The 22,805-nt window shown below is 54.8% G+C and carries 19 protein-coding genes; 5 read left to right on the forward strand and 14 right to left on the reverse strand.

Annotated features, from left to right (window positions below):
• Window positions 1–43: 43 nt before the first annotated feature.
• Complete coding sequence (locus WD767_07195) at window positions 44–1,426, reverse strand: 3-deoxy-7-phosphoheptulonate synthase class II (protein MEX2615864.1); 1,383 nt, start codon at window positions 1,424–1,426, stop codon at window positions 44–46.
• A 155-nt stretch (window positions 1,427–1,581) separates the two neighbouring features.
• Here WD767_07195 and WD767_07200 point away from each other — a divergent pair, with 155 nt between their 5' ends.
• A complete protein-coding gene (locus WD767_07200; protein MEX2615865.1) occupies window positions 1,582–2,343 on the forward strand; it encodes a Sir2 family NAD-dependent protein deacetylase in 762 nt (253 codons plus the stop codon).
• A gap of 123 nt (window positions 2,344–2,466) precedes the next feature.
• On the opposite strand, the gene WD767_07205 is transcribed toward WD767_07200, so the two are convergent.
• The 5 genes from WD767_07205 to gabD all read right to left on the reverse strand — a co-directional run bounded on the left by WD767_07205 (window position 2,467) and on the right by gabD (window position 6,661).
• Window positions 2,467–2,703: a glutaredoxin family protein gene (locus WD767_07205; GenBank protein ID MEX2615866.1), complete on the reverse strand. Its 237-nt coding sequence runs from the start codon at window positions 2,701–2,703 to the stop codon at window positions 2,467–2,469.
• 2 nt (window positions 2,704–2,705) lie between these two features.
• Window positions 2,706–3,074, reverse strand: a complete 369-nt coding sequence (locus WD767_07210) for a hypothetical protein (protein ID MEX2615867.1) — start codon at window positions 3,072–3,074, stop codon at window positions 2,706–2,708.
• A gap of 18 nt (window positions 3,075–3,092) precedes the next feature.
• A complete protein-coding gene (locus WD767_07215) occupies window positions 3,093–3,587 on the reverse strand; it encodes a glycine/sarcosine/betaine reductase selenoprotein B family protein (GenBank protein MEX2615868.1) in 495 nt (164 codons plus the stop codon).
• An 89-nt stretch (window positions 3,588–3,676) separates the two neighbouring features.
• Complete coding sequence (gor, locus tag WD767_07220; protein ID MEX2615869.1) at window positions 3,677–5,056, reverse strand: glutathione-disulfide reductase; 1,380 nt, start codon at window positions 5,054–5,056, stop codon at window positions 3,677–3,679.
• 147 nt (window positions 5,057–5,203) lie between these two features.
• A complete protein-coding gene (gene gabD, locus WD767_07225; protein ID MEX2615870.1) occupies window positions 5,204–6,661 on the reverse strand; it encodes an NADP-dependent succinate-semialdehyde dehydrogenase in 1,458 nt (485 codons plus the stop codon).
• A gap of 169 nt (window positions 6,662–6,830) precedes the next feature.
• Between gabD and WD767_07230 the strand changes: the two genes are divergently transcribed.
• Window positions 6,831–7,175 carry a (2Fe-2S) ferredoxin domain-containing protein gene (locus tag WD767_07230; GenBank protein ID MEX2615871.1) on the forward strand — a complete coding sequence of 115 codons (345 nt, stop codon included), beginning with the start codon at window positions 6,831–6,833 and terminating at the stop codon, window positions 7,173–7,175.
• Window positions 7,176–7,181: 6 nt separating this feature from the next.
• Here WD767_07230 and WD767_07235 read toward each other — a convergent pair whose 3' ends face one another.
• Window positions 7,182–8,618, reverse strand: coding sequence for an aldehyde dehydrogenase family protein (locus WD767_07235; GenBank protein MEX2615872.1), 1,437 nt, complete (start codon window positions 8,616–8,618; stop codon window positions 7,182–7,184).
• Between the two features lie 179 nt (window positions 8,619–8,797).
• Between WD767_07235 and WD767_07240 the strand changes: the two genes are divergently transcribed.
• Window positions 8,798–9,994 carry a CoA transferase gene (locus WD767_07240; protein MEX2615873.1) on the forward strand — a complete coding sequence of 399 codons (1,197 nt, stop codon included), beginning with the start codon at window positions 8,798–8,800 and terminating at the stop codon, window positions 9,992–9,994.
• 18 nt (window positions 9,995–10,012) lie between these two features.
• Window positions 10,013–10,807, forward strand: coding sequence for an enoyl-CoA hydratase (locus tag WD767_07245; GenBank protein MEX2615874.1), 795 nt, complete (start codon window positions 10,013–10,015; stop codon window positions 10,805–10,807).
• Window positions 10,808–10,810: 3 nt separating this feature from the next.
• Here WD767_07245 and glmS read toward each other — a convergent pair whose 3' ends face one another.
• The 6 genes from glmS to WD767_07275 all read right to left on the reverse strand — a co-directional run bounded on the left by glmS (window position 10,811) and on the right by WD767_07275 (window position 19,584).
• A complete protein-coding gene (gene glmS, locus WD767_07250) occupies window positions 10,811–12,643 on the reverse strand; it encodes a glutamine--fructose-6-phosphate transaminase (isomerizing) (protein ID MEX2615875.1) in 1,833 nt (610 codons plus the stop codon).
• Between the two features lie 7 nt (window positions 12,644–12,650).
• Window positions 12,651–14,012: a bifunctional UDP-N-acetylglucosamine diphosphorylase/glucosamine-1-phosphate N-acetyltransferase GlmU gene (gene glmU, locus WD767_07255; GenBank protein MEX2615876.1), complete on the reverse strand. Its 1,362-nt coding sequence runs from the start codon at window positions 14,010–14,012 to the stop codon at window positions 12,651–12,653.
• Between the two features lie 274 nt (window positions 14,013–14,286).
• Window positions 14,287–15,264, reverse strand: a complete 978-nt coding sequence (locus tag WD767_07260) for an SDR family NAD(P)-dependent oxidoreductase (protein MEX2615877.1) — start codon at window positions 15,262–15,264, stop codon at window positions 14,287–14,289.
• A gap of 134 nt (window positions 15,265–15,398) precedes the next feature.
• Complete coding sequence (locus tag WD767_07265) at window positions 15,399–17,357, reverse strand: hypothetical protein (protein ID MEX2615878.1); 1,959 nt, start codon at window positions 17,355–17,357, stop codon at window positions 15,399–15,401.
• Window positions 17,358–17,368: 11 nt separating this feature from the next.
• On the reverse strand, window positions 17,369–18,190 hold the full coding sequence (locus tag WD767_07270) for a polysaccharide deacetylase family protein (protein ID MEX2615879.1): 822 nt from the start codon (window positions 18,188–18,190) through the stop codon (window positions 17,369–17,371).
• Window positions 18,191–18,210: 20 nt separating this feature from the next.
• The gene (locus tag WD767_07275; protein ID MEX2615880.1) at window positions 18,211–19,584 is read right to left on the reverse strand and encodes an FkbM family methyltransferase; all 1,374 of its coding nucleotides are present in this window, start codon (window positions 19,582–19,584) and stop codon (window positions 18,211–18,213) included.
• 407 nt (window positions 19,585–19,991) lie between these two features.
• Between WD767_07275 and WD767_07280 the strand changes: the two genes are divergently transcribed.
• Window positions 19,992–21,731, forward strand: coding sequence for a radical SAM protein (locus WD767_07280; protein ID MEX2615881.1), 1,740 nt, complete (start codon window positions 19,992–19,994; stop codon window positions 21,729–21,731).
• Window positions 21,732–21,794: 63 nt separating this feature from the next.
• On the opposite strand, the gene WD767_07285 is transcribed toward WD767_07280, so the two are convergent.
• Entirely contained in the window at window positions 21,795–22,754 is a 960-nt protein-coding gene (locus WD767_07285) for a glycosyltransferase family 2 protein (GenBank protein MEX2615882.1), read from the reverse strand.
• Between the last annotated feature and the right edge of the window lie 51 nt (window positions 22,755–22,805).

Raw genomic sequence — 22,805 nt, forward strand, 5'->3', positions numbered from 1 at the left:
CTTCGCTTCTTGCGTCCTCCGGCAGCGTGCGTTCGCGCCGTCTTCAGGATGCAGCCGCCAGGGCCCCTGAATTGCCGCTACGCTGTTTCTTCAGGAATTCCGCGATCAGGAAGGACAGTTCCAGCGACTGGCTGGCATTCAGGCGCGGATCGCAATGGGTATGGTACCGCTCCGACAGCGCGGCATCGCTGATCGCCTGGGCGCCGCCCATGCATTCGGTGACGTCCTGTCCGGTCATTTCGATATGGACGCCGCCGGCATAGGTTCCCTCGGCCTCATGCACTTCGAAGAAGCGGCGCACTTCGGTCAGGATCCGGTCAAAGGGCCGGGTCTTGTAGCCACTATCCGCCTTTATCGTGTTGCCGTGCATGGGATCGCTGGACCATACAACGGTGCGGCCCTCACGTTCGACCGCGCGGATCAGGCCCGGCAGGTGTTCGTGAACCTTGTCATGTCCCATCCGGACCACCAGGGTCATCCGGCCGGCTTCGTTGTCCGGGTTCAGGGTATCGAGCAATTGCAGCAGTTCATCCGGATTGGATGTCGGGCCGCATTTGACGCCGATCGGATTCCTGACGCCCCGCAAAAACTCGACATGGGCGCCGTCCGGCTGGCGCGTCCGGTCGCCGATCCAGAGCATATGCGCCGAACAGTCGTACCATTCGTCCGTCAGACTGTCCTGCCGCGTCAGGGCTTCCTCGTACCACAGCAACAGCGCTTCGTGGCTGGTATAGAATTCGGTTTCGCGCATCTGCGGCACGACATCGCCTGTGAGGCCGCAGGCCTCCATAAAGGACAAGGTTTCGTTAATACGGCCGGCCAGTTCGGTATATTGCGCGCCTTGCGGGCTGTCGGCGACAAAATCGAGATTCCACCGGTTGACCTGGTGCAGGTCAGCGAATCCGCCCTGTGCGAAGGCGCGCAGGAGGTTCAGTGTTGCTGCAGCCTGATTATACGCCTGTAACAGCCGATCCGGATCGGGGACGCGCTTTTCTGTCTCAAACTCGATGCCGTTGATGATGTCGCCCCGGTAACTCGGCAGTTCGACGCCATCGATGATTTCGCTCGGCGCGGATCGCGGCTTGGCGAACTGTCCCGCCATGCGGCCGACTTTGACGATCGGGCATGACCCCGCGAATGTCAGCACCGTCGCCATCTGCAAAAGCACCTTGAAGGTGTCGCGAATGTTGTTGGCGCTGAATTCGGCGAAACTTTCGGCGCAATCGCCGCCTTGCAGCAGGAAGGCGCGACCATTGGCGACATTGGCCAGGCGGCTTTTCAGGCTGCGCGCTTCGCCGGCAAATACAAGCGGCGGAAACCGGCGCAGCGTCGCTTCCGCATTGTGCAGCTTCGCTTTGTCAGGATAGTCCGGAACCTGCAAGACAGGCTTTTCTCTCCAGCTATCGACGCTCCATTTCGCGCCCATTATATTAATCCCTATCGTTTAATCCGGTTCGAATCAGATGTGCTATACCGTTCCCGGCACAGGTTTTCCACCGCTTTTTCGTCCAAATCCGGTGCGCGGGCATGTGCTTTGCCCTACAATTGCGATCGAGCGTGTCATTTGATGGTGTTTGAACAATGATACAATTGGACGTCGAACTGGAGCAGTTCCAGTCCCTTTTGGACGAAAGCAGGCGCGCCGTCGTCTTTACCGGCGCCGGAATCAGCACGGAATCCGGCATCCCGGATTTTCGCAGTCCCGGCGGGATCTGGACCAAAAACCAGCCAATCGAATTTCAGGATTTCATGTCGTTCGAGGCGATGCGACGGGAAACCTGGCGACGGAAGCTCAATACCGATCCCGGAATCCGCAGCGCCGAGCCCAACCGGGGGCATCGTGCGGTCGAAAAACTCGTTCGCAACGGCAAGGTATCGACGATCATCACCCAGAATATTGACGGTTTGCATCAGCGCTCCGGGGTCGAGCCAGAGAAAATCATCGAATTGCACGGCAATTCAACCTATGCCACCTGCCTGGAATGCGGGGAACGGCATGAACTCGATGAAATCATGCCGCGATTCGAAGCCGATGAGACGCTGCCGCTCTGCAAGACCTGCGCCAGCCCCTATGTAAAACCGGCGACGATTTCCTTTGGACAGTCCATGCCCGAAAAACCGATGCGCGATGCACAGCGCGCGGTCGAGGCCTGCGATCTCCTTATTTCCGTTGGATCGTCACTCGTTGTCTATCCGGCGGCGGGCTTCCCCGTCATGGCGAAACGCAATGGCGCGCGGCTGGTCATCATCAACCGCGACCCGACGGAACTGGACGCCGCCGCCGACCTGGTCCTGCACCGGGAAATCGGCCCGACGCTCGGCGATGTCGTGGGCGTCAACTGACGATGGATCTGGCGTAACGCGGCGGTTCCGTTACCCGGCAGAAAATACGGAAAAGCTGATCGAATCCGTGGAGCGGATCGAGCATCTTCCGGACGTCAGGGCGCTGCTCCACTTTCTCGTTGCTTAAAGCCCCAGTAGTTTATCGATATTGGCCGGTTCCAGATCCGCGCCATGCAGCAACGTGTCGCCGACCTGCAGGATCGGCGATGTGCGGATATTCTTGTCATCGATGAATTCCGCCGCGTCTTCGTCCATCATCAGGTCCTTGGCCGTGAAATCCACGCCCAGATCCGTCAGATAGCGTTTCAACTGCTCACACGGCTGACACATCGGCGTGGAATAGACGATTATTTCCGCCACTTTCAGACTTTCCCTTCTGCCTTGAGCTGGCGGTAAAGTTCCTTCTTTGCCAGCCATTCCTTTTCCGATTCCTCGTCTTTCCAGGGCTGTTCCTGGGTGAAAATAGTTCTCTTCCAATCCTCGCCGCGCCACCAGGTGAAGGGCGCCTGTACTGTCGCGCGGGGGCCTGTCGCCTGTTCCAGCAGGTCCAGCGCCATATTCACAATGCTGCGCTGCAATTCCGGTTCATGCGGTTGTCCGCAGGGGCTGCCAAGCGGAAAGTCCGTAAACAGGAGACGCGGCACGCCGCAATGTTCGACAATGTCCCGGGCGTTCCCAATGATGACCGTCGGAATACCATTAGCTTCGAGATGACGGGCAACCAGACTCACGGTCTGGTGGCACACGGGTCAGACGGGTGTCAGGACAACAACGTCAACCGCTTCCGCCTGCAGTTTCGCCAGAACGTCCGGCGCGTCGATTTCCCTCGTCTTGCGCTGACTATAGGCGTTGTAAACACCGTGCATCGTCCGAGCCAGGGAACCGATCCGGCCTGCCGCCTGCAATTCCTTCAACCGCGTCAGGGGAAAGAACGCATTCACGTCTTCCAGTGTGGTAGCGAAGCGGTCGAAGCTCTTGGACTGGCTATAGATATCCTCTTCCGGCGTGTCCGACGGAATCGGGTAGACATTGCCGGTTTCGCCTTTTTCAAGCGGCGTCCGCTGATCTTCCCATGTCCGCAAAGCGATTTCGCTGGTCGAAACAAGCGCCAGGCGCGACTCCGAAAGCGGCTTCTTCAGGGGCGTAAACGGCACATCCTCAAAATGCGCCCAGCGGTAAGGCTTCTCGTAGCCCTGTGCTTTATAATATTCACGCGTCTTGTCGATATAGCGGACATGAGGCATTTCGACACGTCTCCTTTTTCGAATATGACAATGGAAACGTGCCACAACGTACCGCGAAGTACAAATACGATACGCCTGACGACGGCGAATTAATCGGCGGCCTGCCTGTCGGCGTCATCGGGCACCTTTTCCCGCATGGTCACAAATTCTTCCGCCGCCGTGGGATGAATGCCGATCGTCGCATCGAATTGCGCCTTGGTGGCGCCGCATTTCAGCGCAATACCGACCCCCTGGGTCGTTTCGCCGGCATCCGGTCCGACCATATGAAACCCGACGACCCTGTCACTGGCGCGATCGACGACCAGTTTCATGAATGTCTTTTCCTCTGAACCTGACAGCGTGTGCTTCATGGGCCGGAACGAGGACACGTAAATATCCACGGCGCTGTATTTTTCGCGCGCCTGTGCCTCGGTCAATCCGACGGTGCCGATATTGGGCTGGCTGAACACGGCCGTCGGAATGTCCTCGTAATCCGCCATGCGCGACTGGTTCTTGAACAGATTCCCCGCCAGCACCATGCCTTCCGCAATGGCGACCGGCGTCAGCGCGACACGGTCGATGACATCGCCCAGAGCGTAAATCGAATCGACCGAGGTCTTGAAATAGTCATCGACCTTGACGGCTCCATTCGGCGCCAGTTCGACTCCGGCCTCCTCGAGCCCGATCCCGCGGGATTTCACCACCCGACCCGTGGCGTACATGATCAGATCCGTTTCGATTTCCGTGCCATCCTCCAGTGCCGCCAGATAGACATCCCCCTTCTTGACGATCCGGGCGATATTGGCATTGAAGCGCAGGTCGACGCCCTTCTTGCGCATTTCATCGGCCAGAAAGCTGCGGACATCGTCGTCAAATCCGCGCAGGAAATGTGGCCCGCGATACAACTGGGTCACATTGCAACCGAGGCCGTTGAAAATGCCTGCGAATTCTACCGCAATATAACCGCCTCCTGCGATGAGAACCCGTTCGGGAAGCGATTCCAGAAAAAATGCCTCATTCGACGTGATCGCGTGTTCCTTGCCCGGGATATCGGGCACAACCGGCCAACCGCCGGTCGCAACCAGAATATATTTTGCGGAAACCGTCTTGCCGTTGATCGAAACCGTATGCGGATCGACAACGGTCGCGGTGCCCCTGAAAATCTCGACGCCGGCATTGCTCAACAGGCGCTCATAGATTCCGTTCAGACGCTCGATTTCCCGATTCTTGTTCTCGATCAGTTTCGACCAGTTAAAACTGCGCGCGCCAACGGTCCAGCCGAACCCCGCGGCGTCCTCGAAATCCTCGGAAAAATGCGAGGCATAGACCAGCAGCTTTTTCGGCACGCAACCCACATTGACACAGGTGCCGCCCAGGTAGCGCTCCTCGGCAATGGCGACGCGGGCGCCGTAACTCGCCGATATCCGGCTCGCCCGAACGCCCCCCGATCCCGCGCCTATCGTGAAAAGATCGTAGTCATACTCGGACATGGCTTGCCACCCTTAGCTGCTTTGATTCTGCGTCTCCAGATATAAGGTCCGGGAAAGGAAAAGGGAATGGACGGTACAGAACCGGACGCAGGGACGGCAGGCGGCAAATGCGGCGGGCCAGAAGACCCGCCGCTACGGGTTCGACCGCTACCGCGCCACATCTCCCATACAGACATATTTAATTTCCAGGAAATCCTCGATACCGTATTTCGAACCTTCCCGGCCCAGCCCCGATTCCTTCACACCACCGAACGGCGCGACTTCTGTAGAGATAATGCCGGTATTCGCGCCGACGATTCCGTATTCCAGCCCCTCGGATACGCGCCATACGCGGCCGATATCCCGACTATAGAAATAGGACGCGAGGCCGAATTCCGTATCATTCGCCATCCGGATCGCCTCTTCCTCGGTTTTAAAGCGGAACAGGGGTGCGACGGGTCCGAAGGTTTCCTCGCGTGTCACCGCCATATCGGTGGTGACTTCCGACAGGACCGTCGGCTCGAAAAACGTACCTCCCATCGCATGCCGCTTGCCACCGATGACGACGCGGGCACCTTTTCCGACCGCATCGGCGATATGCGCTTCCACCTTTTCGACCGCCGCCATGTCAATCATCGGCCCTTGGTTGATACCGGAGTCCATGCCATTGCCGACCTTTAAACCGCTCACAGCCTGCGACAGCTTTTCGGCAAATTCCTCATAGACGCTGTCCTGCACCAGCATCCGATTGGCGCAAACGCAGGTCTGCCCGGCATTCCGGTATTTAGAGGCAATGGCGCCTTCAACGGCGGCATCCAGATCGGCGTCATCGAAGACAATGAAGGGGGCATTGCCGCCCAGTTCCATGCTGAGCTTCTTCATGGTCCCGGCGCATTGTTCCGCCAGCAGCTTGCCGATTTCGGTCGATCCGGTGAATGTCAGTTTGCGAACAATCGGATTGGAGGTCATTTCGCCGCCGATGGCCGACGACGACCCGGTGAGCACGCTGAACACGCCCGCCGGCACGCCAGCGCGCGCCGCAAGGTCGGCCATGGCCAATGCGGAATACGGGGTTGCGGTGGCGGGTTTACAAACCATCGTGCAACCGGCGGCCAGTGCGGGTCCCACCTTGCGCGCAATCATGGCTGACGGAAAATTCCATGGCGTGATGGCGGCGCAAACGCCGATGGGCTCCTTGGAAACGACAATGCGCCAGTTGGCGTTCGGCGTCGGAATTATATCGCCGTAAATACGTTTCCCTTCCTCGGCGAACCATTCGATAAAGGAAGCCGAATACAGAACTTCGCCGCGCGCTTCCGCAAGAGGTTTCCCCTGCTCCAGCGTCATCAGGACAGCCAGGTCCTCCTGGTTTTCCAGCATCAGGTTGTACCATTTGCGCAGGATGACGGCCCTTTCCTTGGCCGTTTTGGCGCGCCATGCCGGCATAGCCGCATTGGCGGCATCGATCGCGCGGGCGGTTTCAGCGGCGCCCATCTTCGGTACGGTACCCAGGATTTCGCCCGTTGCCGGGTTATTCACCGGGATGGACTCCCCGCCATCGGCGTCAATCCACTGCCCGTCAATATAGCATTTTTCGTGAAACAGACTTTTGTCCTGAAGATCCATGTTCCGGCTCCGGCGTTGGTGAATGCATAGCTTATTATGTGGTGTGATTCGCCACGGGAAAAAGGTGCGGATTGTCGTGTTGGCGTATCATAGATCCGATTGACGGCGGCATTGCGCATTTTGCGAACGTCGTTATCACGTTTAGGTGGTGTAACGGACAGGATCAGGCATGAAAGACAGCAACGGAGCGGGGCAGCGCAGAATAAATATCTGCGTCAATTTTCGCGCAGGCAACATTCTGCCATCCTGCGGCGCACGCGGTAGCCGGGAACTGGCCGATGCCCTGGAGGCAGGCATTGCGAAACGCGGGCTGCCATATGAATTCAACCGCCTGCACTGCATGGGAAAATGCCATATCGGGCCGACAATGCGTATTTCCCCGGGCGGATCCTTTATCATGGGTGCGCAGGAACACGATGTCCCACGCATACTCGACCTGCTACAGGCAGAGGACCTGGAGGGGCTCGCCATTGCCTATCCCCTGCCCGAGCAGGACCGGAACATAGAAGACTAAGCGGCCTTAAAGTTCGGGAGAACGGATCACGAGCATCTTCTCGAACTGCATGTCGTGCATCGTGTGGTGGATCCCGCCAACGTTATAGCCGGATTGCTTCAGTCCTGCGAACGGCATCCAGTCGACCCGGAATGCCGTGTGATCGTTGACCATGACTGCGCTGGCCTCGAGCCGCCGGAAACAACGCATCGCCATATCCAGATTTTGCGTACAGACCGCCGACTGAAAGGCAAAAGGCAGGGAATTCGCCCGCGCGATGGCATCGTCGATATCCGAATAGGGATAAACGCAGACGACCGGCCCGAATATTTCCTGCGTACTCACCAGCGCATCAGCAGGCGGGTCATACAGAACCGTCGCCTCATGGCAGCTTGCCGAAATCTTGTTGCCGCCCAGGATGATCTCGGCGCCAGCGGCAACCGCCTCCTGCACCCATTCATTGATCCGATCGTTTTCCTTGGTCCTGATAAGCGGGCCGATCTCTGTCGTTGCCAGTGTGGGGTCGCCGACAGGCATCCTGGCGCCTTCGGCCGCGATACCCTCCGCGACAGTCCGGGCAATGGACTCATGCGCGAACACACGCTGCACCGAAACGCAGACCTGCCCGGCATGATAGAATCCGCCCTTGGCCAGAAGGGGAATCACACGCGCCAGATCGGCATCCTCGGCAACGATTACCGGCGCGGCGCCGCCGTGTTCCAGGGCGCAGCGCGTGCCCGGCGCCAGATTGGCGCGCAACATCCAGCCGACTTTTGCCGACCCGATAAAACTGAAAAACCCGACGCGCGGATCGGTGACCAGTTTCTGGGATACCTCGCGGCCTCCCGTAACAGTAACCTGACACCATTCCTCTGGAAGCCCCGCCTCCCGCAAAATTTCAACAAACCGGATGCAGGATAACGGCGTCACTTCGGCCGGTTTCACGATACAGGGACAGCCAACGGCTACCGCTGGCGCCACCTGGTGGACAATCAGGTTCAGCGGATGATTGAAGGCGCTGACGGCGACGACGACGCCGATGGGCTCATGGGTCGTCATCGCCAGGCGGTTCATCGACGCGGCGTTCAGGCCCATCGGTATTTCGATGCCATGCTGGGTTCGTAACGATTCGATGCAGAGTTTCACACCGTCAATTGCGCGGGCGACTTCGACGCGGCTGTCTGGCAGCGGCTTGCCACCTTCCCGCGCCGCTTCGACGGCAAGATACTCGAAGCGTCCCCTCATGATCTCGGCGGTTTTTTCCAGAATGTCGATGCGCTTGTCGACAGGCAGCCAGCCATCGCGGTCCCGGAACAGGCGGGCGGCTGTCTCCAGTGCGGTTTCCACCGTCGCCAGATCGGAAACCGCAACGGTTGCTATCTCCGCCCCGTCCCAGGGCGCCCACACGGTCACGTCGCGATCCGAGGTTGCTCCCGGAACCATCAGAGGATAGCGTTGCACCATGTCTGTCTCCCCCTCCGCAATTAGCTGAAAATATTCTCAGGACAGACTAACCCGACCCGGCGGCAAACGGTAGCGTGACGGCCACCCCCTGCCCAAGATTATACGGAAAGGTTGTCGTTGCTCGTGGAAAGATAATAATAGGGGGGTTAATTTTCTCTGATACTCAGGAGCGCCATCCCGTGACCCAGAATCACCTGCCGTTATCCCGCTTCACCGTTTTGGACCTGACAGCGCATCGCGCGGGGCCGACTGCCGTCCGGCAGCTTGCGGATTGGGGCGCCAATGTCATTAAAATCGAAGCGCCGTCCGCGATCAACAAGGACAAGGGCGGATTGACCGGTTCGCGCCATGGCTTCGATTTTCAGAACCTGCACCGAAACAAACGCAGCCTTACGATCAATCTGAAGGATCCCGAAGGCAAGGCGATCTTCATGAAGCTCGCCGAAAATGCCGACGTCATCGTCGAAAACATGCGGTCCGCCGTGAAATACAGGCTCGGCATCGATTATGACGAAGTGAAGAAGGTCAATCCGCGCATCATTTACGGCAGCATCGCCGGTTTCGGACAGGATGGCCCCTATGGCAAACGACCGGGCGTCGACCAGATCGCGCAGGGTATGGGCGGGCTGATGTCGATCACCGGCATTCCCGGACAGGGTCCGGTGCGGGTCGGCATTCCGATCTGCGACCTGACGTCCGGCATGTTCCTGGCCCAGGGTATCCTGATCGCGCTCCTGAACCGGGAAGTGACCGGCGAGGGCCAATGGGTCCATACGTCGCTACTGGAATCGATCATCCAGATGCTCGACTTCCAGGCCTCTCGCTGGACCATGGGCCATGAAGTCGCACCGCAGGCCGGTAACAACCATCCCACCAGCATCCCCACAGGGGTCTATCCCACAGCGGACGGCCACATCAACATCGCCGCGTCGGGTGCGGAATTGTACAAGCGCTTCTGCAAAGCGATCGGCGCCAACGAGTTGCTGGAAAATCCGGAATACCAGTCGTTCGAAGGCCGCTCGAAGAACCGCGACGAACTGAATGAAAAGATTGCCAATATCACCAAGTCGCGCAAAAGCCAGGAATGGATCGACTTGCTGAACGAGGCCGGCGTGCCCTGCGGACCGATCTATTCCATCGACCAGGTCTTCGCCGATCCGCAGGTCAAGCATCTGAAAATGGCGCAGCCGGCGCAGCATGCTACGCTGGGTGAAATCAATATAATCCGGCAAGCCGTAAACCTGACAGGGACACCGGCCCCCGACCACATTGTGCGGGCAACGCCAGAACTGGGCGAACACACAGAGGAAGTGCTGAAGGAAGCGGGATATGACGACTCCGCCATCAAGGCGTTCCGTGAAGCCGGCGTGATCTGAAGGAAGGACGATACAGTGATGAAATTGAACACAGACAAGATGCTGGCCGAAAAATCCGACGGAATCGGCTGGATGACCTTCAACAACCCGGCGCGGCGCAACGCAACCTCGCTGGAAATGTGGGAGGCCATTGACGTCATCCTGAAGGATTTCGAAGCCGACGATAAGGTCCGCGTCATCGTCATGAAAGGCGCCGGCGGCAAGGCCTTCGTGGCCGGGGCGGATATTTCCGAGTTCAAGGAAAAACGCAACGACGCGGAAGCAGCCGAGCGTTATGCACAGGCGTCAGACGGTGCAAAAGCGCTGTTAGCGAACCTGAAGAAACCGTTGATTGCGATGATCAATGGCTACTGCCTTGGCGGTGGGCTGGCCGTGGCCATGAGCGCTGACATGCGTTTTGCGTCGGACGATGCCCAGCTTGGCGTTCCCGCCGGCCGCCTGGGTATCGCCTATAATTTCGATTCCTTGCGCAGAATGGTGCAGCTGGTTGGTCCGGCAATGGCGAATGAGATCATGTTCACCGCACGGCGCCTGAACGCTACGGAAGCCCTGCATGCCGGGCTGTTGAACCGTGTCGTTCCCGTTGATCAGTTGGAATCGACGGTAACGGAGGTCGCCAGGACAATCAGCCGCAACGCCCCGCTTTCGGTCAATGCCTCCAAGGTAACGATCAAGGAGGTTCTGAAAGACGAAAGCCAGCGCGACATGGCCATGCTCGCCAAAATATCGGAAGACTGCTTCAACAGCGCCGATTACCAGGAGGGGCGCCAGGCCTTCATGGAAAAGCGGGAGCCCGTCTTCATCGGCCGTTGAGGCCTATTCGACGGTCACGCTCTTGGCCAGGTTTCGCGGCTGATCCACATCCGTACCCTTCAGGACAGCCGTGAAATAGGCCAGTAGCTGCACGGGAATCGCGTAAAGGATAGGGGCGACAAAGGGATCGACTTCCGGGAGCATCAGGCAGGCCTTCGGCTTCGCCTGGCTTTCCATTTTGGCGATCCCTTCCTTGTCCGACAGGAAGATCACGATACCGCCGCGGGCGATGACTTCCTGCACATTGCCCATGGTCTTGTCGAACAGCGGATCATTCCCCGGCGCAATACAGATGACGGGAACATTTTCGTCGATAAGCGCGATAGGGCCGTGCTTCATTTCGCCGGCAGCATAGCCTTCCGCGTGGATGTAAGAAATTTCCTTCAGCTTCAGCGCGCCTTCCAGAGCGATCGGATAAGCGGTGCCGCGACCGAGATACAGCACGTCCCGCGCATCCACCAGGATATGGGCTATTCTTTCGTATTCGCTCAGATTGTTCAGAACCTCCGCCAGCCGGCCCGGGACTTCCGCCAGGGCATTTGCCAGGTTACTGACCTGTCGCCCATCCAATGCGCCGCGCATCCGGGCAGCTTCCAGTGCAATACAGGCAAGCACCGTGAGCTGAGTCGTGAATGCCTTTGTCGACGCGACGCCGATTTCAGGCCCGGCGAAGGTTGGCAAGACCGTATCGCTTTCACGCGCGATGCTGGATTCCGGAACATTGACTACGGACATGATGTGCTGCCCCGCCGCCTTACAGTAACGCAGCGCCGCCAGCGTATCCATCGTTTCGCCAGACTGGCTTACAAACAGCGACAGCCCGCCATCCGGGAGCGGCGCATTGCGGTAACGGAATTCGGAGGCGACATCGATTTCGACGGGGACCCGGGCATATTTTTCAAACCAGTATTTAGCAACCAGGCCGGCATAATAGGCGGTGCCGCAGGCGCTTATGGTGATCCGAGGTACAGAAGCCAGATCGCAGTTCGTCGGCGGCAGGGTGATTTTTCGGGTCGCCGGGTTGAGCACGGCATGCAGCGTATCGCCAATAACCGCCGGCTGTTCATGAATCTCCTTCAACATGAAATGGCGGTAATTTCCCTTGCCGATCAGGGCGCCGGACAGCGCCGTTTCGACGGTCTTTCGTTCGACAGGTTTATTGTTATCGTCAAAGACTCGCGCGCCCTTGCGGGATACAACGGCCCAGTCGCCTTCCTCCAGATAACAGATTTGCTGGGTCAGCGGCGCCAGGGCCAGTGCATCCGACCCGAAATACATCTCGCCGTTGCCGTAGCCGATCGCAAGGGGACTGCCGCGCCGGGCGCCAATCATCAAATCCTCGTTGCCACTGAAAATCATGACCAGTGCAAAGGCGCCTTCCAGTTGCGGCAACGTCTTTGCGACAGCCTCCTCCGCGCTCAGCCCTTCTTCAAGGAGGCTGGTCAGCAGATGCGCAACCGCTTCCGTGTCCGTTTCGCTTTCGAAAACCCGGCCCTGCCCCTTGAGCGTATTACGCAGCGTCTGAAAATTTTCGATGATCCCGTTATGGACCAGGGCCACACGCTTGGTGGCGTGCGGATGGGCATTCTGTTCTGTCGGCAAACCATGGGTTGCCCAACGCGTATGGCCAATCCCGATTTTGCCCGACAAGGGCGATTTGTCCAAAACGGACTGAAGGTTGACAATTTTCCCCTCGGCACGCCGGCGAGTGATATGGCCATCGACCAGCGTTGCGACCCCGGCGGAATCATAACCGCGGTATTCCAGACGTTTCAGCCCTTCGACGAGAAGCGGCGCCGCGGACCGCTCGCCGATTATTCCGATAATTCCACACATGTTCCGGTCAATCCTTGCCGTGCTTCAAACGATCTTTCTTTTCCTGCTGCTCCGTTCGAAACGCCAGAGCCCAGCCAGGCTTTTCCGCCTGCTTTCCCCGCCCCAGCGCAAGGGCGCTGCTCGAAACATCGTCCGTGATAACGCTGCCGGCCGCGATAATCGCGCCGTCCCCGATATTTACCGGGGACACCAGCGCGGAATTGGATCCGATGAAGGCGCCCTTGCCGATCGTCGTGCGGTATTTGAAGAATCCGTCGTAATTGCAGGTAATCGTCCCGGCGCCGATATTGGCATTTTCACCCACATCGGTATCACCGATATAGGACAGATGGCTCGCCTTGGCGCCAGTCCCCATGACCGCATTTTTGACCTCGACGAAATTGCCGACAAACGCGCCGTTTTCCAGAACTGCTCCGGGACGCAGTCGCGCGAAGGGTCCTACCGTGACTCCTTCGCCCACTGTTGCTCCCTCAAGATGGCTGAACGCCTTTATTTCAGAATCGCGTCCGACAGTTACGCCCGGGCCGAAAACCACATTGGGTCCGATGGTTACGTCCGCTTCGAGCACCGTGTCGTAACTGAAATATACCGTGGCGGGATCAAGGAGAGTCACGCCGTTCTCCATCGCTTCCGCCCGCCGCAACTGTTGCCAGTAGCCTTCCGCGACAGCCAGATCCGAACGGCTGTTTATCCCCTGTAATTCATCGGCTTCGGCTTCAACCACAGTGCAGGTCGCATTTTCACGACGCGCCAGCGCGACGATGTCGGTCAGGTAGAATTCACCTTTTTCGTTGTTGTCACGCACCTGATCGATCAGCGGGAACAATCGGGCGGCATCGACCGCAAGGACACCCGAATTGCAAAGACCCACCGCCTTTTCCGTATCATCCGCCTCCCGAAATTCGACAATCCGTTCAAGCAACTGTCCCTGCCCCAGAATCAGCCGCCCGTATTCGGCCGGATCGTCTGGACGAAAGCCGAGAACGACGATATCCGAACCGGCGGCCCGTTCTTTCAGCATGGATAATAATGTTTCTTTCCGGATAAACGGTGTATCGCCATAGAGAATGAATACAGTGCCTTCGGCAAAATCCGCAAGCGCTTCCCTGGCGGGTTTGACGGCATCGGCTGTACCGCGCTGCATGTGCTGCACGACAACCGGATGCGGCGCAGCAACGGCGGCAACGGCGGGCATATCAGGACCCACGACGACAATGATTTTTTCCGGGTTTAGCGCCGCCGCGGTGCTGAGGACATGCCCCAGCAGCGGATGCTGGCCAATCTTGTGCAAGACTTTTGAACGGGCGGAACGCATGCGCGTGCCCTTTCCCGCCGCCAGAATAACGACGGCGGTATTTTCACAGTACACCGTGGTTTCTCCAAGCCTGTTTGCGTGTTGACTGTTTCCGGGACGCAACCTGAGACATTTCCTGCCTTAAGCCAAGTAACGATATGTTACCATTCTTTTCACGCCTGCACCTGCTGAAACCTGTTGCGCGGCGTATTTTAAAAATCAAAAGATCACCTACTTTCCAAACCGAACTACTGTAACCGCCGTCACGCTTCGTGACAGTCCGGCCGTGCCAACCGGCACGAGGATCCTCCTCGAGTTTCTTGCCCCACAGGATGAAATCGATGCGGTTTCATATTTTGTGGTATTCGCGGAACCACGCAATGAATTTCGGAATGCCCGTCTCGATCGATGTGGTTGGGGAAAATCCGTAGTCGCGCTTTATATCGCTGATATCGGCAAAAGTTGCCTTTACATCACCAGGCTGCATTGGCTGTAAATCCAGTTCCGCCTTACGACCCAGCGATTTTTCCAATTGGGCAATAAAACCCAAAAGCGGTTCGGACTGGTTATTCCCGATATTGTAGACGCGGTGCGGTGCGGCGGTCCTCCCTTTCGGCGGGCCATCGGCAACGGCAATCACTCCAGCTACGATATCGTCTATATAAGTAAAATCCCGTTGCATTTTGCCAAAATTGAACACGGGAATCGGACGGCCTTCGGATATTGCCTTCGCGAAAATATACGCCGCCATGTCGGGACGACCCCATGGTCCGTAAACGGTAAAAAACCGCAATCCCGTGGCCGGTACCCTGAACAGATGGCTGTAGCAGTGCGACATCAGTTCATCGGCCTTTTTCGTCGCGGCATACAGGGACGACGGCGTATCCGTCGGATCGCCGACCGCAAAGGGCAGTTTTGTATTTCCGCCATATACCGACGACGAACTCGCATATACGAAATGATCCAGCCGGTCCAAATTACGGCACAATTCGAGCATTACAAAGTGACCGACGATGTTTGTCTGGATATAGGCGGCCGGATTCTGCAGGGAGTAGCGCACGCCGGCCTGCGCGGCGAGGTGAATTATGCAGGTGATGTCCTTGTGTCGGGACAGGATTTCAAGCATTGCGTCTCGATCGGAAATATCCGCCTTGTGGAAGGTGAACCCACGCCGCGCAGTCAGCCGTTCACAGCGGGCTTTCTTGAGCGACACGGCGTAATAATCATTAATGTTGTCGACGCCGATCACAGACTCGCCACGCGTGAGGAGGGCTTTGGAGACATGGAAGCCGATGAATCCGGCCGCGCCGGTAACAAGTATGGACATGGTCTGCTAAATCCCCCGTAAGCAACTGGGTTGGTATAGCGGGCTAAACTACAGAAATCACACACTTTGTCTGCAATTATCGAAATACCTGAAGTCCAGACTACCCCACCCGTACCGGCGGCTGCATTCGGGGCTTAGTTTACCGGGATCTCAATCGTCATACTCGTCCGCATATCGGAGATCCGGTGAACCGGAGTCTTCTCGGCATCCAGATTCGCCAATCGCGCCCGGTGGGCGTTCTTCAGCATGAATTTGGCGTGACGTATAAGATACTCCCGGGAACCGGGCGTTAGGGAGGTATCGCCGACGACGGCTTTATACCTGTCGAGCATGACGGCGCTTTTGAGCGATCCGCCAAAATAGAACCTTGCCGTATCGAAGACCGGCGCAAATTCGACGATGACGGCGACGCCATTTTTCTGCAGGCCCCGTAGTTCGCCGGCAGATGTGTATATCAGCATTGTTCCGCCGGGCCGGATGCGCATCCGCAGGTAATGGTAATATCGTGGTAATTCCACGCATTCCACCCAATTGAGGTCGCAAAACACCAGGTCGAACATTCCGGCATCAAGCGGAATATTGGTTTTTAAAAAATCCAGCGGCGTCATTTTTACATATGTGCCGGGGATCGTGTCGAATATCTGCGAGACCGGACCGTTGACCTGCGTCAGAATAAAACTATGAGGCTTTTTGCCGGCAACAGCCTTGTCAATCCGATCCACAACCGTATGCAGTTCGGCCCAATACGGATGCCATTTTGTCACGCGTGGCACCTGCCCGAAAAGTTTCAGGTACAGTGTTCCCGCCAGGGTCTTCGCAAATGAATTTTTTGCCCGCTTGCTGTCTTCGCGCACCGTCACAATCGTCGCGCCGGTCTCGCCGGACAACGGCGTCGACTGCACGCCGGCGATCAGATCGGCCCGATACCTGGTCGCGACCTGGACCCTTCGAACCTCGGCAACGGCTGCGGCATGGTCGCGCACCTGCCCGAGCCAGAACCGGTGATTGATATAGCTGACCGGCTCTTTGGGAATGCGCCGGTAGACGTCGTCCATATAGGCATTAAACTTTGCCAGTTCGGAGTCGTAGCATTCCGGCAGGTCCCGGTCGTGTAGCACAAGACCATAATGACCCATCTCGAACTGGTCAGCTGTCATGTAATTGCCAAGTCCTTCGGCAATCTCCGCCGGTGTCGTCTGTCCGATCGTCATCAGTTCCTGGAACGTTCCTTCATCGCGAAGCTCAATCATCAGGAAGTCGTCTGAATCGCCAAGAACACAGCGATTTGACGTCGGGCACAGCAGGGAAATTGTCGAATAGTCCCAAAAGCACAACGGCTCGGTCACCACATTTTGCGGTTTCATGCACACGATGGCGATTGGCAGTTGCCGCCCCAACCGCGTGTGTTGATCGATATTCCAGTAGAACTGGTCCGTAACATGCATATGGAACATCTGCTGGTTGATGGTCTTTGCCCGGACGGTATTGTGGCGATAGGCTAGGGCAATGCGCGCCATGTCGCGCTTTTCAAACGCAATGACACTACTTTCCTGATCTTTCTTCGCTGACAGCATCGGAAGCACCTGGCCGGCATTAACGCAATAGCTTGGCGCGAAAATCAGCTCTTCGCCGGCTGCCATATGTTCCGCCAAAACCCGGTAACTGTCATCGGCCAGAATGAAGTCCGCATTGAAAAATATCAGGAAATAATCCTTCATCGCGTCACCAAGGTCGTCGAAGCCGCGGTGAAGCGCATAGGTAAGCGACATGCCGTAACCTGCGTTTCCCTCAATCAGGTCATCAATCGCCACATATCGAATATTGCAGTATTTTTTTACCGCCAAACCGGCGGCGCTATTGTCGATACGTTCGTACAAGCGCTTTTCGGTGACGATGACCAGTTCGCAACTGAATTTTTCGACCAGTGTCGGCAGGTTTCCAGGAGCCAGAATCGACGGAAGCGTAATATTCACAATGCGGTCGCAATATTCATCGCCCCAGACAATTGTAATCAGGCGAACCGGAGAACTTTCCTTCATTACTACTTCTACCCCTGTATTTAACCGATGATGCGATTGCCGCGCCCGGGACAATGCAAATGAATTTATTCCCCGACTTCACGCAACGAAGCCGCAACGAGGTCGCGAAGTGTAACGCATTCAACGTTCCGCTGGTCCAGAAGCTGCAACAGGTCATGCAACACCTGCCCACTACCCTTCCCCGCATTTCGAAACGCGGCGGATTCTTCCATTGTACAACAGGATAAGTTGGGAATAGCGGCCTGAAACGCGGTTTTCTGATCGGTTCGTTCGCAGTTCAGATACACGTTCAACGGATGGAAATTAAGGATTTTCATCCCCGGCGAATCCAGGTCGATACTGTCCACCGATGAGGGAAAATCGCCGTCGACCGAGAAACCGTCCTCCCAGCAATAGCTCAGCAGCGTCATACGGATATCCGCATGCCATGCCGGCAACAGGTAGGGACAATTGAACCGTAACGAGGATACGTCATACAGGAAACCGTGGCGCGACAGCACCATCAGGTCGCGGTAGGAATGCCCCAAAAGATGAAACCGCGTTCCGACAGCCTGCGGGAACGCGCGCCTTAGCCCCGTTGCAATTTCTTCAATATTGCGACCCTGGGTCGATCCCGCGGCGAGGTTGGGATGGAGCGCGATTTCATGCCCGGCGGCCGCTGCACGCCCGGACAGGACATCGGACGGCCCGGTGGCGAGAAACGTCGCCTTTGCAGCGTAACGATCGAGGAGATCCAGGATTTCGGTGACCATAAAATCAGGCGCCCAATCCTGATCGAATGTCAGGCAGACAGTTCGCAATCCGTCCCAATTCGCGAATTCACGGCGGAATGACGTCCCCATTGCCGCCGGGTTATTGACCTTATTGACTATCCTGGAATCTGCCATGCCCGAACACACCCCTGAGGTTAGGGTTCATCCCTTTGCCCTGGCGTTACCGTATAGGCGTGCGGCTTCCTGCGCAGAACACTCATGGTACGCTTGCGTCTGGTCTGAATTATCGCGAGCGCCCAATACAGTTCATATTCGTTGAATATCTGCTCAATGAGTGTCATGGAGCGGTGGAACGGCGACCACAGTGGAATGGGATCAATAAACCGGTCCATATACCGAAGTGTTTTCGCGACGACCCGAAGAACGAAGCGTCTGGGATATCGGAATGGCTCCCACCAGACAAAGCGACCGCCCCTGTCCGCGACATTACAGACGGTACGATAAAAAATCCGGTATTCCTGCGAAATCGTCGATTTGGTCCGCCGTTTCCATTGCACCAACTTGCTGTCGATATAGGCATCGGGCTCCAGTTTGAGCGGTTTTGACGGTTCCGGATCCACGCGGGTGTTCAGATACAGCTGATCCATCTTTCGAGCGGCTTTCTTCAGGCGCATCAGGAACACAAAATACACCCGGGACTGGATATCCGCCGGCGCTTCTTCTTCTGACATTATCGTCTCGGCATGGGCCAGAACCCCCATGCCGTATTCCGTGAAGCCGAACACAATTGCTATGAACGCCAGCTTTAGTGACATCACATAGTGATGTTCGTCGTTCTCGGCCAAATCCTTCAACGTTTCAACCTTGCGCAGGAACAGCGCATCGCCGAACGCCAGGAATGACCTGCCGCGCAAGCCGACCGGGGACCGGTATGGCGAAATTTCATCGCTGGTATGCAGAAATCCGGCAAAGTGGAAACCCAGTTCCCTAGCCTGCCGCAGGATATCGTCGATCAGCGGCTGTTCGCTGTATATCGGGTGGAATTCTATTTCCGTTGCCAGGGCAAGGACACCGCGCCGGATCGTTTTTTTCGCGCCGCGAATGATATCGCTTTCACTGCCCTGGGTATCGAGCGACAGGATATCAGGAGGTGCAGCCACGGGCACAAGCCCATCATCAAACAGGCTGTCCAGGCTGACGATATCGACATCGACGACCTTCTCGGTACGGCACCATTCACCAAAAATGGCGTCATAGACGTCGTCGCCAGGATAAACTTCGCCGTAATAAGACGCATATTCTTTATTCGGCACATATACGGAACTGCCGTATGGATTGACGGTGACGTTCAGGGTTCCGCGGCGATTTTCGCCGCCAATACAATACGGAAGCACGTATCGATTCGTCTTATTGTCGGACTTACGCATCTGTTCGGCGCAATCTGCGTCTGCTTCATATAGAATCTGGACAATGTCAGCGTCGAAGCGTGGAGGGCACCCGAATGGCGCGGCAAACCCGCGCGCACCGACATGATGCGCGTAAATTTTCGCATCAACACTAGTTGGCATAATAATTTCCTGAAATTATGACATTAATACATGTAATTATTTGATTCCAGGTAGCCGCGAAAGAAAAACCGCACTATTCGGATTTCAATACCACATCCAATTGGAGCGCCAACTTGAATAAACAAAAAAATAATGTAGTATGACTAAGCAGAGAACTATAGAGAAACGAAACATAATGCTATACGATCTTGATCAAGTCGTAAATACGACAAGCAGGAAACGCAATAAATAAAGTTCCCAATACTAAACGGAATGCTCTACCAACGCATTACTCAATCCGGCGCAACAAAATAAAACGCCTTGTGTCCGTCCAGAGTTCAAGTTATATTAAAAATAAAAACTGCTTATTGCTGCTTATTTCCTGTTTGTCTAATGCTACTTAACAGGCAGAGAAGACTTGGGTGAATATGACCAAGCCAACGCATTGCATATTTGTCCATGCGCCAGATCCAGTATACGCGAAAACTCAAACCTATGGCGCAACATTTGGGCCGCTATGGGCGTATACACTTGCATCATATATTCCCAAAAATGGCGAATATACGCTAAAATTGTATGACAATCGATTTGATTCAAAAGAAGGCATAAAATCTGCCGACGTTTTCCTTTATAGCGGTATTAATCAAGATTGCGGTATCCTGAATGAACTTTGCGAATATTACAGAAAAAAGTTCCCGGATGCGCAGCATATTATCGGTGGTCCGATCTGTATGTCTTTCGATCTCGCCGGGAAACTGGACCAACTCGCGGCCTTCGACACTATATGCATAGGTGACGGCGAAGAATTAATTACGGAAATTGTCCGTGCCGTTCGTGAAAGGCGCGATATTCCTCCCATACTTCGCGCCATGCACCGCTTTCCCGTCATGAAAGCGCGAATGATAGACGAAGCTTTCGTTCAACCGACGCTGTCACGCTATTATGGTGGTGTCGTTGAAATATCAAGGGGATGTCCTTTTCTTTGTGAATTCTGTGATATTCGAACTCTCCCGGACAACAACAGAACACATATCAAGAGCACTGAACTCATCATTGCTGAAATGGATTTTTTATGCCGGAACGGCGTAAGAAATTTTCTTATGGCCTGCGATAATTTTATTGGTGACATCCGTGCCGCCGAACATTTACTCGATGAAATTATAAAATGGCAAGACCGCACCGGATTTAGGCCAGGGCTTTATACATGGCTGACGATCAACGTCTACAAGATGCCAAATATACTCAAAAAAATGCGGAGATGCGGATTTGATTTGCTCTTCATAGGTATCGAAAGCTTTGATACAAACTCGTTGCTGGAAACGGCAAAAGTTCAAAATATTGCTGCGGGCTTGGCGGAAGCCGTCTGCCAGATACAGTCATACGGCTTTATTGTCGTCGCGGGCTTAATTCAAGGATTTGACTCTGACAGTCCCCAAAGCTTTGAAGCGACGTTAAAAGGTTTGGATGATTCGAGATTGCTTTCGGGCGACCCTTCCCTGCTTGTCGCCTTGCCAGGAACGCCGTTGTACAGACGTATGAAGTTATCCGGACGATTACGCGATATCCATTTCGGGCTCGGGGGATATAAGTACCAGTCCAATATAAAATATCTAATGCCAAAAGAGCATTTGGTTAATGGATTTAAGACGTTTGTCACTGAGTTTACCAAGGGAGATTATCAGTACCGAAGATTAAAAAACTATTTTGAACTTCTGGAAAGTGGAAACTTCATTCCTTTGGAGGGGAACGCCGGTTTTGGAAATATCAAAGATTACCTCAGGGCGTTAGCAAAAGACCCTACCGCGTCCCTGCAAATGTTGGCCCGGCTATTAAAACTGCTACAACGGCCCAACTGTTTCTATTATGCCTGCAAGGGATTTAGTCTTATTTTACGGCGACCTCATATCAAGGGGCGATTGAATTATTTTCAGTTCTGGTTATTTGCGTGGACCAATGCGATCATTAAGTACTCAGACCTTAAGGATGAAGATTTTGATATAGAAAGCGTCGAAGAAGGTTTCGATGTAAGAAATATCTTACCCGAAAACTATGGCTCTACAGCAAATGAACCTATCCCTCAAAATAAAATCGACGCGCAACTCAGGGCAACATCTGGCCAACTGCAGAGCGTAATTAATAAATATCAAGAACAATTGAGTAGTGAGTGAATCTGCTCTACCTCACGTGATAGAACATTAACGTGGTGCATAAATCGGAAATCTTCGAAATATTTATTTTTCGCCATCGGAAAAGCCTAATTCCTCCGCAACTATGAATTGCGGCCGCCCTTTTACTTCCAGCAAAATTCGACCAATATACTCGCCAAAAATACCCAGTGAAAGCATTTGAATGCCGCCGAATAATATTATGAGAAAAATAGTCGTGATATAACCAGGTTGCTTGATTCCATAAAAAAGCACTTCAACGATAACGATCACAGCATAAATTGCGCAAATTAATAAAACAGATAATCCAATAAGAAACCATATTCTGATCGGCGCAATACTGAAGGAAACAACACTACTAATTGAATAAATCATTAGTTTTAATAAATTAAATTTCGCACTCCCGGCATGCCTGGTTTCTACATCAAACACCACGGTTTCCGGATTAAAACCAATCCACGAAAAGAGTCCCTTTGAAAACCGGGCGCGTTCCGGCATATTGTTCAGTATTTGTACTATTCTCTGATCAAGCAGTCGAAAATCTCCGGCCGACTTATTTAGCTTTACCTCGCCAATAAGATTGAATATCCAATAAAAAAAAGCACTTCCCCGCCGTCGAATAAAATTGTCTTTCGTTCGGTCCCGCCTGACCGCCGTTACCATTTTGGCTCCCGATACCCATTTCGATACCATTTCAGGTATTATTTCTGGAGGATGTTGGAGATCAGCATCAATTAATATTGACGCCCGGCCAGTAGCGTATTGCAACCCGGCCGAAAGCGCGAGTTCTTTGCCAAAATTCCGCGAAAGAATCAGCCCCTTTATATTTGAATTCTCTACACTTAGTTCATTAATCTTGGAAGCAGTATTGTCTGTACTTCCATCATCGATGAATATTATTTCATAACTTTCGACACATTTCTGCAATACTGGTAATAATCGATCATATAAGGGAGAAAGATTTTTCTCTTCATTATAACAAGGGATAATGACCGATAATTCTTTTTGCTCTGTTCTATGTGTCATGACCGATCCTTACGGCAGCCTTTCAAAATCTCAATACTAAGATGTATTGAG

It is taken from the genome of Alphaproteobacteria bacterium (genome assembly GCA_040905865.1).
GTDB lineage: Bacteria > Pseudomonadota > Alphaproteobacteria > UBA8366.